Genomic DNA, 13,256 nt, shown 5'->3' with positions numbered 1-13,256 from the left:
TGATGACCTCTGAATTCAAGCATCATCAGGTCGTATGGGTATTCTTATTCTATTCTGCCAACCCACCTTGGGTGAGTAGGGTAGGGTCGAGCAAGCGCGTTAACGTTTCTCTGTCTAAATCTGTCTCTTCTTCCGCAACATCAATGATGGCTCGACCTTCTTTGTAAGCCTTTTTGGCGATCTCTGCCGCTTTCAGATAGCCAATCACAGGGTTGAGCGCAGTAACCAAAATGGGGTTCTTTGCCAGCGCAACATCCAGATTTTCTTTCCTGACCGTGAACGTGAAAATGGCCTTGTCTGCGAGTGCACGCGAACTGTTACTGAGCAGTTCAATACTCTCCAATACGTTGTGAGCAATCACTGGAAGCATCACGTTAAGCTGGAAGTTGCCAGATTGGCCAGCCACGGTGACGGTGGCGTCGTTACCAATCACCTGCGCTGCTGCCATCGCTGCTGCTTCAGGAATCACAGGGTTCACTTTTCCCGGCATGATGGAAGATCCTGGCTGCAAGCCTTGAAGCTCAATTTCTCCCAACCCCGCCAGCGGACCGGAGTTCATCCAACGTAGATCATTGGCAATCTTCATGATGGCGACAGCAGCCGTCTTGAGTTGGCCAGACAAAGCAACCATGGCGTCCTGACTGCTGAGGTTGAAGAAGAAGTTTTCGCTGGCTTCAAACTGCGAGCCTGTCGCTTGTGACAGGTTGTGGGCGAATGCGGAAGCAAAGCGCGGATCTGCATTAATACCTGTACCAACAGCCGTTCCGCCTTGTGCAAGTGCCTTAACAGCTTTCAGGCTGCGCTCAATACCTTCTTTGGCATGCTCAACCTGGAACTGCCAGCCTCCGAGTTCTTGATCAAAAGTCACAGGCATCGCATCCATCAAATGAGTGCGCCCTGTTTTGACCACGGCACCGATATCTTCACGCTTCATATGCAGTGTATGGGAGAGGTGTGCCAAAGATGGCAGAAGGTGCTTTTCAATCGTTAAAGCGGCACTGACTTGAATCGCAGTAGGTATTACGTCATTACTGCTTTGGCCCATATTTACGTGGTCATTTGGGCTAACGATATCGCCGAGCTTGGCGCTGGCGAGCGTCGCAATCACTTCATTGGCATTCATGTTAGAACTGGTACCAGAACCGGTTTGGAATACATCGACAGGAAACTGGCCGAGGTGTTCACCATCAATGATCTCTTGGGCAGCATCAGAGATTGATTCAGCAATATCACCTTGCAGCAAACCCAGCTGTGCATTAGTGATAGCAGCGGTCTGCTTAATGTATGCCAAGGCCTGAATAAAAGTGGCTGGCATAGTGTGTCGACTGAACTGGAAATTGTCGACGGCACGCTGAGTTTGTGCTTGGTAGAGGGCATCGGCAGGAACGCGAATTTCCCCCATGCTGTCTTTCTCTGTTCTGAATTCTTGGGTAGTCATACAGGGTCCTTTTGCCTTTAATCCAATGGTGCCTGAAGGCGTTGTAATTCGAGTTGTAGTGAGAGGAATCTCTGTTCCCCGCCATGGCGGCGTTTATAAAACCGTTTGAGCGCAATCAGAGGCTCATGAATCATGTTCAGGCACACATGGCGGAATTGCTGTGATCGCTTGGGGTCGCGGATGGCTTCAATCATTGCGAAATAAATCTGACGCAGATACAGCTCGGCGAGCAGCGGGCTTTCGTTTTCTGCGCCTAACTCATGGTAGGAAGCGAGCGTGACACCGGACTGAATGAAGTGGTAAACCACATCAGGCTCATAGCCCCAGACAATGTCTGAACTATTAAACCTTTCCAACGACTGAAAATACTCTGTGTATAAAAACGTTCTGTCGATCATCTACCGGCCCTGATTTATTTCTAGATAATGATAATTATTATCATTAAGTGATTTTGATAACAACCCCTTGGTTTTTGTCGTTATTGAGGATTTCGGTTCAATCGAAACAAAAAAGGGCGCTTTAGCGCCCCTCGATATGGATAGTGAAATGAGTTAGATAGCCTGGGATAACCAGCCGTTGAACTCATTTTGTGGCAGCGCACCGTTGATTTGCTGTGCCATCTTTCCATCTTTAAACACCATGATGGTTGGTATGCTGCGGATTCGATATTTCGCTGCCAGCGCTTGCTGCTCTTCCGTGTTTACTTTGACGAAGATAGCGTCTTCTTGCTTACCTTTTGCGGTGGCCTCAAATACTGGCGCGAATCCCTGACATGGACCACACCAAGGCGCCCAAAAATCAATAACCACAGGCTTACCTGAAGCGAGCAGGGCGTCCATGTTGTCATCAGTGCCTTCAATCGGTTTTCCTGTTAGCAGCGAAGACTTACAAATGCCGCAGCTTGGATTCTCATCAACGCGCTCAGCTGGAATGCGATTCAGCTTATTACAATGTGGACAACGCACGGTTAATGTACTCATTTTGAAAACCTTTCCTTTGATTTGCTTGGGTGTAGATTATTCGTATCCCGGCTTTGAGGCTATTTCATTTCTCCTATCGTTAAGATTGGTTTTTCCTATCATCAGCAAGTCGTGTTTTGCAGAGTTCGTAAAATTCATAAGCCTGCGGCGAAAAATAGCGATCTTTCAGCCGTAAGATACCAATTTGTCTTTCCACATAAGGTGTTGTTAGGGGCAGCCAACAGAGATCCCGCTCATCATCTGGGAAAGCGAGTTTAGGCAGGGTAGTAATGCCTATCCCAAGCTTTAAAACGGAAAACAGGGAGGTAATGTTTTCGACGCTGTAGCGTGCATTGGCAGCAAGTACATTGGCATGCGTGGGCTCAAGCAGGGTGCAGGTGCCATTTTTTACAAAAGGAAGCGCCACCAGATCTTGCCATTCGATGTCTCTTGCCTGCTGCGTCAGAGGGTGGTCTTTCAAACACACCACACCCAAAGGATCGGCCAGCAACGGCGTGAATTCAATGCGTTCATCCTGAATATGAAGACAGTTTCCCAGCGCCAAATCTACTTCACCTGCGAGTAACCTTGCTTCGACACCGGCTGCGTTGTCATCCACCAGAGCGACATCTACATTCGGATGATTTTCTGTGTAGCTCGCAAGAATGGTAGGGATTAACTTCGCGGCGACCGAAGGAACGCTGGCAATTCTAACCTGACCTAATTGGCCTGCGGCAGCAGCACAGAGGTCAGAATTCAGCTCATCATAGAGCTTAAGGAACTGATTGATTTTAGGAAGACAGAATTCGCCAAAGGGGGTGAGCTTAGCCTTGTGTCCCGTATCAAAAAGGGATTGTCCCAGTATCTTTTCAAGTTCTTTTACCGAGGTAGACAGCGCAGCCTGTGAACGATTGGCTTTTGAAGCCGCAGCGCGAAAACCACGCTGTTCTGCCACCAGAGAAAAGTGTTTCAACTGCTGCAGCTTAATATCCATATCTCCCAACCCCTCTCCGGAAAGTGATAAATAAAACTGAACAATTGAAAAAAATTAACCGTTCGTTTTATCAAAAATTGTAAGGCAGACTTTAATCAATTGTTAACAAATTGACAAAGAGAGTCTGAATTCAATGTTGCCTCAAGATAGTCACCCAGCAGAGAAATCCGTGATTAAAACAGATCTGTTTGCCTCAAAAGCGCCCCTAGAGTGGGCGGTAGGGCATAACGGCACGCTCTACACTGCTCAAATCCCGATTGATAGCCAAGGCCAGCTGGTGGATGGCGGCATTGAAGCACAGACCCGTCAAACCTTGGATAACCTGATGCACACGCTTGAAAGTGCCGGCGTGACCAGCTCAGCGGTGCTGCAAGTGCTGATTTACGTCACTGAACGTAGTTACCTTGCAACCGTCAATCAGGTGTACGGCGAATACTTTAATGCGCCATACCCCAACCGTGCGGCCATGGTGGTGGCGGGTTTAGCGAGGGAAGGCATGTTGGTGGAGCTGGTGGTGTACGCCGCGCTTCCTCAATAACGAATGAATTTGAAATAAAAAAATGAGATCAAGGAGTTAAGGATGAGCCTGAACAGAGAGAACGCACTCTACATCGGTGGGGAGTGGTGTCATGGAGCCAGCACGGTTGCCAACATTAACCCATCTAACATTTCCGAGTCTTTGGGTGACTTTGCGCAAGCCAGCCAAGCTCAGGTTCATCAGGCGATTGCCTGTGCCCGTGAAGCACAACCAGTGTGGGCGAAAACGCCGTTGGAGCAAAAACAGAAAGTATTGCAAACCATTGGCGATGAGCTGATTGCTCGCTGTGATGATTTGGGTCGTTTGCTTTCCAGTGAAGAAGGCAAGCCTTTCGCTGAAGGTCGCGGGGAGATTTACCGTGCGGGACAATTCTTCCAATACTACGCGGCGGAAGTGCTGCGCCAAATGGGTGAAATGGCCGAGTCTGTGCGTCCAGGCGTTCAGGTGGAAGTCACTCGCGAAGCGGTGGGTGTCGTAGCGATCATTTCGCCATGGAACTTCCCGACGGCGACCGCCTCTTGGAAAATCGCGCCAGCGCTGGCATTTGGTAACAGCGTGATTTGGAAGCCTGCCAACCTGACACCGGCAAGTGCCGTGGCATTGGCAGACATCATTCATCGTTCAGGGCTGCCAGCAGGGGTGTTTAATCTGGTGCTGGGGTCGGGCTCTGAAGTGGGCGATACCCTGATCCACAGCAGCGAAATCGATGCTGTCAGCTTCACGGGTTCAGTAGATGTAGGCCGAAAAGTAGCGGCAGCGACGGCGCCTAACTTTGTTCGCTGCCAGCTTGAAATGGGCAGTAAGAATGCCCTTGTTATTGCCGAAGACGCTGACATCAATATCGCCGTAGAAGCAACCATTGCCGGCTCATTCTCTGGGACAGGTCAGAAGTGTACAGCGTCCTCCCGCCTTATCGTCCTTGATAGCGTTCATGATGCTTACGTTGAAGCACTTTCCGCGCGTATGCAGCAACTGAAAGTCGGTCATGCGTTGGAAGACGGCGTGTTTATGGGGCCAGTCGTCGATGAACGCCAACTCTCTTCAAACCTGAAATGGGTGGAGAGAGCCCATGAATTGGGTGCGGAACTTGTTACTGGTGGTGAGCGTTTAACCCTTGAAAACGACGGCTACTACATGGCGCCGACCTTGTTCATCAATACCCAGAATGATTGGGACATCAATCAGGAAGAGCTATTCGCTCCTATGGCTTGCGTTCAGCGCGTCGGTTCTCTGGATGAAGCCATCGCCACAGTGAATGAAACCCGTTTTGGCCTGACTGCGGGGATTGTGACATCCAGCCTTCGCAGCAGCGCCCTCTTTAAGCAACAAGCCCAAACCGGTTGTGTGATGGTAAATCTGCCAACGGCAGGCACTGACTATCACGTACCGTTTGGCGGCCGTAAGGAATCCAGCTTTGGTCCGCGCGAGCAGGGCCAGTATGCACGTGATTTCTACACCATCGTGAAAACGGCTTACCAGCGCGCGTACTAATTGATCAGGGTAGGGACAGCTTATGTATCAGGACGAAATCATCATCGATGGATTGCAATACTGCCTTTGGGACAGAGCGTATTTTGAATCGCTCAAACAAAGCGGTGTCACTGCGGTTCATGTGACCTTGGTGTACCACGAGAATGCACGTGAAACACTGACCCGTTTTGCCGAGTGGAATCTACATTTCGAGCGAAACAGCGATCTGATCATGCCTGTTCTGTCCATGGAAGACGTTTTCAAGGCGAAAAGCGAAGGCAAGGTTGGCATCTTTTTCGGTGCCCAGAATTGCTCGCCGATCGACGATGAAATCGGCCTGATTGAGGTCATGCGTAAGCTCGGTCTTTTGATCATGCAGTTGACCTATAACAACCAGAGCTTGCTGGCGACGGGTTGTTACGAGCAGGAAGACAGCGGTGTCACCCGCTTTGGCAAACAAGCTATCGCGGAAATGAACCGTGTTGGCATGATTGTCGATATGTCTCATAGCTCTGAGCGTTCCACGCTGGAAGCGATTGATTTGTCTTCACGCCCTATCTGTATCAGCCATGCCAACCCGCAGCGCGCGCACCCAGCGCTTCGCAATAAGTCGGATGAAGTGATCCGAGCCTTATGCGAAAGAGGCGGTTTGCTTGGCTTCAGTCTTTACCCTTTCCACCTTCCTGGCGGCAGCGATTGCAGCCTGGAAGACTTTTGCCGAATGGTCGCCGATACCGCTGAAATGGTGGGTGTAGAACGCCTCGCTATTGGCAGTGACCTTTGTCAAAACCAGCCACAAAGTGTTCTCGAATGGATGCGAAATGGCAGATGGTCGAAAAGCCTCGATTACGGAGAAGGCTCGGCTTCAAACGCTGGCTGGCCTGCGGCTTTGCCGTGGTTCCCAGAGACTAGCGGGCTAAAAAATATTTATCAGGGATTGCGCGAAATTGGATTCAGTGAACAGGAAACGGCAGGGATACTCGGCCGCAACTGGCTCACTTTTTTGGAAGACGGCTTAAAGCCGGAATAAATATCTAAACATTTCGCGAAGCGGGATAACCGCTCACAAGGAGCAAGGTTTCTGGACGCTGGTTCAGGGGCTAATGACAACGTGGAGACAGATGATGTCTGAATTACTCAATGCAGAGAAGACAAGCACTGTAAATAAGGAACAAAGTGTCTGGGTGAAACTGGGTCTTGATAATCCGGTTTTTTGGATGAGCGGCGGATTTCTCACGCTGTTTGTGGTGATAGCGCTTGTTGATAACAAGCTTCTGTCTTCACTGGTCAATGCTGGCTTCAGTTGGAGTGTGTCCTTCTTTGGCCCTTACTGGCAGTTACTGCTGCTGGCGACGTTTTTGATTGGTCTTGCACTGGCATTTAGTCCAGGTACCGGGAAAGTGCGCTTAGGTGCGATGGACAAGCCCGAAATGGAAGGCTTCAAATGGCTGGCAATCATTCTTTGTACCCTTTTGGCCGGCGGTGGTGTCTTTTGGGCGGCGGCAGAGCCGATTGCTCACTTCGTTAATCCACCTCCACTGTATGGCGTGCCTGAAGGCAATATTCAGCGTCAGGCATTTAATGCGTTGGCACAATCTTTCATGCACTGGGGTTTCCTTGCTTGGGCCATCCTTGGCACGCTGACCACTATTGTGCTGATGCACCTGCACTATGACAAAGGGCTGCCACTCAAACCGCGTACTCTGCTTTACCCGGTATTCGGTGAGCGTGCCATGACTGGTATGTTTGGCGCCTTGATTGATGCTTGCTGCATCATTGCGGTTGCAGCGGGAACTATTGGACCAATTGGTTTTCTTGGCTTGCAAATTAGTTACGCACTGAACGCCTTGTTTGCATTGCCTGATGGCTTTACAACTCAATTCATCATCATCCTCTGTGCAATCGCTATCTACACCATCTCAGCATTGAGTGGCGTCAACCGCGGTATCCAGATCCTGAGTCGTTACAATGTGATTTTGGCTGTGGGCTTGATGGCTTATATCCTTTTGGTTGGCCCGACTGATTTCATTATTAATGGTTACCTGCAAGGCGTAGGCACCATGGTCGACAACTTCATCCCTATGGCTACCTTCCGCGGCGATATGGGTTGGCTGAGCTGGTGGACTGTATTTTTCTGGGGCTGGTTCCTGGGCTACGGTCCGATGATGGCCATCTTTATTGCACGAATTTCCCGTGGCAGAACGATTCGTCAATTGGTCACTACGATCAGCATCATTGCGCCGCTTATCACCTGCTTCTGGTTCACCATTGTGGGTGGCTCCGGTCTGGCTTTTGAAATGGCAGAACCTGGCTCGGTGAGTAAAGCATTCGAAGGCTTTAACCTGCCGGCGTCACTGCTTGCCATTACTCAGCAACTGCCTTTCCCCATGCTGATGTCGATTCTATTCCTAATCCTCACCACGGTGTTCATTGTCACCACGGGTGACTCCATGACTTACACCATCAGCGTGGTGATCAGCGGCGACCTCAACCCAAATGGTCTGATGCGCACTTTCTGGGGTGTCATGATGGGGGCTACCGCCATCATTCTTATCTCCCTTGGCTCTGGCGGCGTTTCCGCACTCCAATCTTTCATTGTTATCACTGCGGTGCCGGTATCGCTCATCCTGCTGCCGTCACTGTGGAATGGTCCGAAAATCGCACTGCAAATGGCGAAAGAGCAGGGTTTGGATTGATGGTCGCGATTTGAAAGTAACGGGGCAAATATGGGACAGCATGAATAACGCTGTCCCCCAATAATCAACAATGCTAAGCGTTTGTAGGTGTGGCTTCATGAATGCAAAAACTGCTATGGAAAGTGTCACTATGCTGCGTGATCCAGCTGTGGTGATGGATCCCTATCGATTGGGTGCGATGCACCAAACCCGTCTTAGCTTCGTGCGTAGTTTGCTGAGAAAGATGGAATCTGAGCAGTGGAAGATTGAATGCGTTCAATGGGACATTGCTGCAGAAGGTTTTGGTACCGCAGTCTATGAGCTGCTGACGCCAAATGGGGTTTATCAACTGGTCGTTTTTTCAACGGCTATTGCCGATGAAGAGCGCAATGACCGTGTCATTGCGGAAAAGTGGGATGTGACCATGGCGCTGGTCAAGGGACGGGTTGATCAGAGAGAGCTGGATCGCTTGCGTCAAAATGTGCCGCTGCAGGAAGCTGGCAGAAATACCACGCAAGTGCTGGTTTTATCCCGAGCCAACAAGAGTGTGCGTGTGTTTGAACATCTGATTGACGCGTTGTCGGTTGGGCAACAACCCAATGCTCAGGAAATCGCAAATGTGGGGTACATCCTCCGCACAACCGCTGTCTATGGGAATGGAAAATTTGGGATTGCGGACTTTGAAACGCTGAATGAAAACCCGGATTTCCGTCTCTCATTCAGTGCGCAAATGTGTGCGGTTTATATGCTTCGCGAATTCAGTCTGGACTGGGTTCATTTTCTGGCGAAGCAAAAAGGCGGCGTTCATGCGACTACCTTGTCACCTGAGTTACAGCGCTATATCGGGGTAGGCAATGCCACGGGTTTGGGTATGGCGCCTTATCTTATTCGTCATCCAAGAGTGGTAGACAATTGGTTGACTCACCGGGAAATGGCTTTGGCGGCAGTGTCGCAGCAAACTGTCTGCGAAACGAGCGCGGTGAGGGTGTTGTCTCTGTTACACAAGGCCAGAAAACACCTGAAAGAAGTGGTGACCATTGACGCGCATCAGAAAGGCTTAAACGCCCAAAGTGTAGATGAACTGCCGTCCCTGGAGCAGGACATTGTGATGCTTTCCAGTGATGGGTCATATTGGGTTGATGCCATCTCTACGGCGGAAAAATACTCTTTCGAAACACAGGAAATTCTGGTCACTTGTTTGCTCGAAACATTCCCAGACATTGTCGATCCTTTTTGCAATGAAATGAATGCAGATGAATCTTTGTCACTGACACCGGGCATTAAAGTGTCGACCATGATTTCTCTGCTGGAGACGCGTTATCGCTGGGCATTGGAGATAGATTTTTCTGAAGCAGATAATCAGTACTGGTTTTGGTATCGCTCACAGGATAAAGAAGAGCCTCGCATGGCGGTGCGCGGTGAAGAACCTGGGGAAGAAAAAGAGCTGGGGCTTGATGTAGGCAGGCAGGCTTCAAGGTTCTACCACTCACTAAAACAAGTGAATTCATCCACATCACTGGCCGAGTTCCTGCTGGAAAATACGCGTTTCAGAATGATTGCCCGTCGTATTTGGACGCTTGGCAATTGCCCAATGGGGGATATTCAAATCAATGTGCTGGCGAAAAATGTGCTGCCCATGCACCTGCTTCGCTGCAAGCTTTCGATGTTTGGAGCGACTAAGTTCGATCCCCGCTCTGACCGCTGGGTGAGAGTGACCTTGTTCCAAGGTGCTCCAATTTTTGCAGAATTGGGTAATGGTGCAGACACTGACTCTTGGCTGTTTCCTGTTTTAACCTCGTCTTCAGAGCAAAGGGAGGCGCTATGATCCAGGTCTCTCACAACGAATTGGTGGGGCTATGCACTAAGGCCTTTGATGCGTTAAACCACCCCCATGGTGAATCAGATACCATCGCGGAAACTGTGGTTGATCTGGAAATGGCAGGGTTGAGTGGCGTTTCGATGTTTGTCGAGGCTTTACCTACCTTAGATGAAGAGCGAGAAGCGCGTGCTCCGCGGTGCGAAATCATCGACGGCAATATCCTCGTGAACCTTCATGGTGGCAGTTTGTTTTGCCACTTGCCTGCTTTGATTGATGTGGCAGTTGAAAGGCTAATTGGCGTCCCACAGGTGTCGATGTCAGTCAAAGATTGCCGCAACCGCTGGCTGGCATTTGGTGAGCTTCTTAAACTGGCAGGTAAAGGGCTATCAGTGCGTGTTTGCTGGCACAGGAATGACTCGCCGGATGATATCGAGTGCATTCTGAATGCGGGCTCCCGGTATCCAGATATTTACCTTCAAAAGGATCTGGGTCTCGAGGAGAACAGCATGCAAATAGAACTAAGCCTGGCTCCTTTTTCTGCCTCGAACAGTGCATCAGTGCCAACGATTTCCGCTCATGAGCAAAATGAAGCGGCGAGCGCCGCATGGGAGCATGGAATGAGTATTCGCCTGAGTAATTGGGAGGCGTTAAAACACTACGCATCAAGGCTGTTGGTTGAAGACAGTGAGCGTTCTATGCGAGGAGCAGGAGAATAACATTGCCCCGATGTTTTGCATCGGGGCAATTTTAGTTAGCGAAGGATCCAGGCATCTTGCCAGTTGGTACCGACACCCGGCTCATAGGCGCTTGGGGCAGAGCCACACCAAAGGTTATAAGGCCAAGACTTACATTCGTAAGTAGAACCGCCATTGGTGACGATATCGCCAGCCGAGTATGAAGTGCCTGCTACATAGCTGTCTGAACCCGTCGGTGGTTCTGGCGTCACTGGTGGTTCTGGTTCAACAGGCGGTTGTACAGGTGGCTCGACAGGGTTGACGGGACCACAGTCTGCAATGCCAACTTCTTCCCATACGCCCCATTGGCCGCTGGTGGATGGATGTTCACCTTGTGTCCACCATTTTGCACGCCAGAGTTTCCCATTCCACGTGACAGTGTCACCAGGCAAGTAGACCGCCGTTTCTTGCCAATCGGTAGAGCAATACCCGATCGCTGGCTTGGCAGTGGCTGACACATTGGCTTTATATACCGTTGTTGTTTGGTCGATCTCAAATGTCAGGGTAGCTTTTGCAATACCGACTTCTTTGGCACCAAACTCAATACCGACCTGACAGGATTCGTTCCCCTGCAGCGTAGTCTGCAGACATCGATCATTGGTGATCACAGGAGAGGTCGCGACGCCGGAACCAGAGACGCTTAAACGGTCAATCGTGAAAGGTGCAAACCCAGTGTTGCGGATAGTGAATGTGTGTAGTTTGGGCTCTCCAGCAATGAAATCAGCAAGCACTTGATTCTCTGCGTAGCTGAGGCTGACTTTATCTATGCCTCCGTAAACAACACCATCAACAAACTCACGAAGAGCAGCGATATCACTGTAAACGCCGTATTTGTCTGGGCGGGCGCAGCCGACACCCCAGCTGACAATACCCAACTGGGTTGTTACACCACTACGGTTAACAACAATGGGGCCGCCACTGTCACCCTGGCAGGAGTCGATGCCACCTTGCGGTACACCCGCACAGAATGATACACCTCCGACGGACGTGTAACTGCCACCTGCTTGACGACAGGTTGCATCAGAAACCAAAGGTACGTCCACTTCCTGGAGAACGGTTGGTGAGCTGCCACCCTCTGAAGTTCGGCCTAATCCTGCTACGGTCAGTAAATCACCGTCAGACACATACTGGTATAGCGACCCTTCAGCTATTTCAACTGGTGTTAATCCCGCAGGCACGCTGGCGAGTTTAAGCAAGGCAATGTCATTGGCCAGATTGCGGGTGTTGAAATTGGGGTGGATATAGATTTCTGAAACATTAACCCGCACACCATCGGTGCCATTGTATCGGTAGCCGCCAATCTTGACGGCAATATGGTTTGGTGCGTCGGTGTCCACACAGTGTGCGGCAGTCAAGACAAATCCCTTGCCGATGTAACTGGCACCGCAGAAAGAGCGGTTACTGTTTGAATTCACAATCTGGGTATAGAACTTCCATTCCGCTGGGTTGGCATCTACGCCACCGACGATACGTGGCGACACTTCAGCAGAATTAAGGGTGATCGTCTCAGCAGCGAATAGACAAGGTGACATCAATGTCATGGCAAGCGCCATTGTTATTTTGTTTTTCAATGTTTGCTCCTTGATTTACAAAGCGAGCGTTATGCTCACTTAGAAAGAAGCAATGCAGCGCGGTTATAAACAAGTTGCAACGTGAGAGTCTTCATTGTTTGCGAGTGACTCTCAAATTTTATTCTTCAAGGAGATTGCATGTTTCTAGATTTGGAGAGCAGGCAGCAAACAGTAATCAAGTTATTACCTGCGAAGAGAGGAGGTTTTTCATGGGAAGTGGGAAGGAAAGCCTAATAAAAAGCCCCGGCTCAAGGCCGGGGCTTTTTATTAGGAAGCGTCGCAGAGATTATTTAGATTCTACGCGGTTCATGAACTTGTGTTCAGCTGTGTTAACGCGGATTTTGTCGCCAGGCGCCACGTATTCAGGAACCTGAACAACCAGACCGGTGGTCAGCGTTGCTGGCTTGGTACGTGCACTTGCTGAAGCACCCTTGATAGACGGAGAAGTCTCGGTGATCACCAGATCAACAGCCGAAGGCAGTTCCAGAGCCACAGGTTTGCCGCTCACGGCCAGTACCTGAATGCCTTTGGTTTCTTCAGTGATGAACAGCAGTTCTTCTTCGATGTCATCTTTGTTGAAGTGGTAAGGGGTGTAGTCTTCAGAATCCATGAACACGTACTCGTTGCCATCAACGTAAGAGAAGTCAGCAGGGTGGCGACTGAAATCCGCCAGAGTAATCATGTCGTCTGCTTTGAAGCTTTCGTCAACTTTCGCGCCGGTTGCTACATCGTAAAGACGCATACGGAAAAGGCTGTTGCCCGCGCGGCCGCTTGGCGTCAGCTTAGCAATGTCTTTAACTGCCAGTACTTTACCGTTGTGTTCGATAACGGCGTTCTTTTTAATTTCACTTGCCTTTGGCATGGTCACTGTTCCAGTTGAATAACTGATGCGAAAAATATCACGAATCCTAATTTTGGCAAGCCACAGCATGTATCATCAGTGAAGAATTAGATGCTAGGGGCTGTTGACCTTTGGTGATGATTTTTTGCAGCCGTTTGTGGGGATTTTATGCAAGGCAGAGGCTTCGATGTGTAGCTGGCCTACATGAGAAGCCGAT

At 50.0% G+C, this 13,256-nt stretch carries 12 protein-coding genes; 6 read left to right on the top strand and 6 right to left on the bottom strand.

Annotation, left to right across the window (positions count from 1 at the left end; all coding sequences use genetic code 11):
* Window positions 1-49: 49 nt before the first annotated feature.
* From RN22_RS23960 to RN22_RS23945, 4 genes are all read right to left on the bottom strand, one after another.
* Complete coding sequence (locus RN22_RS23960) at window positions 50-1,438, bottom strand: lyase family protein (protein ID WP_046308447.1); 1,389 nt, start codon at window positions 1,436-1,438, stop codon at window positions 50-52.
* A 17-nt stretch (window positions 1,439-1,455) separates the two neighbouring features.
* Window positions 1,456-1,836 carry a hypothetical protein gene (locus tag RN22_RS23955; protein WP_046308446.1) on the bottom strand — a complete coding sequence of 127 codons (381 nt, stop codon included), beginning with the start codon at window positions 1,834-1,836 and terminating at the stop codon, window positions 1,456-1,458.
* Between the two features lie 153 nt (window positions 1,837-1,989).
* On the bottom strand, window positions 1,990-2,418 hold the full coding sequence (gene trxC, locus RN22_RS23950; RefSeq protein ID WP_046308445.1) for a thioredoxin TrxC: 429 nt from the start codon (window positions 2,416-2,418) through the stop codon (window positions 1,990-1,992).
* 79 nt (window positions 2,419-2,497) lie between these two features.
* Entirely contained in the window at window positions 2,498-3,391 is an 894-nt protein-coding gene (locus RN22_RS23945; RefSeq protein ID WP_046308444.1) for a LysR family transcriptional regulator, read from the bottom strand.
* 133 nt (window positions 3,392-3,524) lie between these two features.
* Here RN22_RS23945 and RN22_RS23940 point away from each other — a divergent pair, with 133 nt between their 5' ends.
* The 6 genes from RN22_RS23940 (at window position 3,525) to RN22_RS23915 (ending at window position 10,609) form a co-directional block, all read left to right on the top strand.
* Window positions 3,525-3,929: a RidA family protein gene (locus RN22_RS23940; RefSeq protein WP_046308443.1), complete on the top strand. Its 405-nt coding sequence runs from the start codon at window positions 3,525-3,527 to the stop codon at window positions 3,927-3,929.
* 42 nt (window positions 3,930-3,971) lie between these two features.
* Entirely contained in the window at window positions 3,972-5,420 is a 1,449-nt protein-coding gene (locus RN22_RS23935; protein ID WP_046308442.1) for an aldehyde dehydrogenase family protein, read from the top strand.
* 22 nt (window positions 5,421-5,442) lie between these two features.
* Entirely contained in the window at window positions 5,443-6,429 is a 987-nt protein-coding gene (locus tag RN22_RS23930; protein ID WP_046308441.1) for a membrane dipeptidase, read from the top strand.
* A gap of 94 nt (window positions 6,430-6,523) precedes the next feature.
* Window positions 6,524-8,095, top strand: coding sequence for a BCCT family transporter (locus tag RN22_RS23925; RefSeq protein WP_046308440.1), 1,572 nt, complete (start codon window positions 6,524-6,526; stop codon window positions 8,093-8,095).
* A 97-nt stretch (window positions 8,096-8,192) separates the two neighbouring features.
* Window positions 8,193-9,899 (top strand): hypothetical protein, encoded by a 1,707-nt coding sequence (locus RN22_RS23920; protein WP_046308439.1) that lies wholly within the window; start codon window positions 8,193-8,195, stop codon window positions 9,897-9,899.
* Complete coding sequence (locus RN22_RS23915; protein WP_046308438.1) at window positions 9,896-10,609, top strand: DUF3726 domain-containing protein; 714 nt, start codon at window positions 9,896-9,898, stop codon at window positions 10,607-10,609. The genes RN22_RS23920 and RN22_RS23915 overlap by 4 nt, the downstream gene beginning before the upstream one ends.
* A 35-nt stretch (window positions 10,610-10,644) precedes the next feature.
* On the opposite strand, the gene RN22_RS23910 is transcribed toward RN22_RS23915, so the two are convergent.
* Window positions 10,645-12,168 (bottom strand): trypsin-like serine protease, encoded by a 1,524-nt coding sequence (locus tag RN22_RS23910; RefSeq protein WP_197076340.1) that lies wholly within the window; start codon window positions 12,166-12,168, stop codon window positions 10,645-10,647.
* A 316-nt stretch (window positions 12,169-12,484) separates the two neighbouring features.
* On the bottom strand, window positions 12,485-13,060 hold the full coding sequence (gene yeiP / locus RN22_RS23905; protein ID WP_002538609.1) for an elongation factor P-like protein YeiP: 576 nt from the start codon (window positions 13,058-13,060) through the stop codon (window positions 12,485-12,487).
* Window positions 13,061-13,256 lie beyond the last annotated feature (196 nt).

The sequence above is a fragment of the Grimontia sp. AD028 genome, from assembly GCF_000973155.1.
Lineage (GTDB): Bacteria > Pseudomonadota > Gammaproteobacteria > Enterobacterales > Vibrionaceae > Enterovibrio > Enterovibrio indicus.
The sequence above is the reverse complement of the archived record's forward strand: the minus strand, read 5'-3'. Positions and strand labels throughout refer to the sequence as shown.

Bases quoted from the DNA above. Each gene is read 5' to 3' on its own strand.
- trxC (WP_046308445.1), bottom strand. From the start codon at position 2,418: ATGAGTACATTAACCGTGCGTTGTCCACATTGTAATAAGCTGAATCGC.
- RN22_RS23935 (WP_046308442.1), top strand. From the start codon at position 3,972: ATGAGCCTGAACAGAGAGAACGCACTCTACATCGGTGGGGAGTGGTGT.
- RN22_RS23955 (WP_046308446.1), bottom strand. From the start codon at position 1,836: ATGATCGACAGAACGTTTTTATACACAGAGTATTTTCAGTCGTTGGAA.
- RN22_RS23915 (WP_046308438.1), top strand. From the start codon at position 9,896: ATGATCCAGGTCTCTCACAACGAATTGGTGGGGCTATGCACTAAGGCC.
- RN22_RS23960 (WP_046308447.1), bottom strand. From the start codon at position 1,438: ATGACTACCCAAGAATTCAGAACAGAGAAAGACAGCATGGGGGAAATT.
- RN22_RS23930 (WP_046308441.1), top strand. From the start codon at position 5,443: ATGTATCAGGACGAAATCATCATCGATGGATTGCAATACTGCCTTTGG.
- yeiP (WP_002538609.1), bottom strand. From the start codon at position 13,060: ATGCCAAAGGCAAGTGAAATTAAAAAGAACGCCGTTATCGAACACAAC.
- RN22_RS23920 (WP_046308439.1), top strand. From the start codon at position 8,193: ATGAATGCAAAAACTGCTATGGAAAGTGTCACTATGCTGCGTGATCCA.
- RN22_RS23910 (WP_197076340.1), bottom strand. From the start codon at position 12,168: ATGACATTGATGTCACCTTGTCTATTCGCTGCTGAGACGATCACCCTT.
- RN22_RS23925 (WP_046308440.1), top strand. From the start codon at position 6,524: ATGTCTGAATTACTCAATGCAGAGAAGACAAGCACTGTAAATAAGGAA.
- RN22_RS23940 (WP_046308443.1), top strand. From the start codon at position 3,525: ATGTTGCCTCAAGATAGTCACCCAGCAGAGAAATCCGTGATTAAAACA.
- RN22_RS23945 (WP_046308444.1), bottom strand. From the start codon at position 3,391: ATGGATATTAAGCTGCAGCAGTTGAAACACTTTTCTCTGGTGGCAGAA.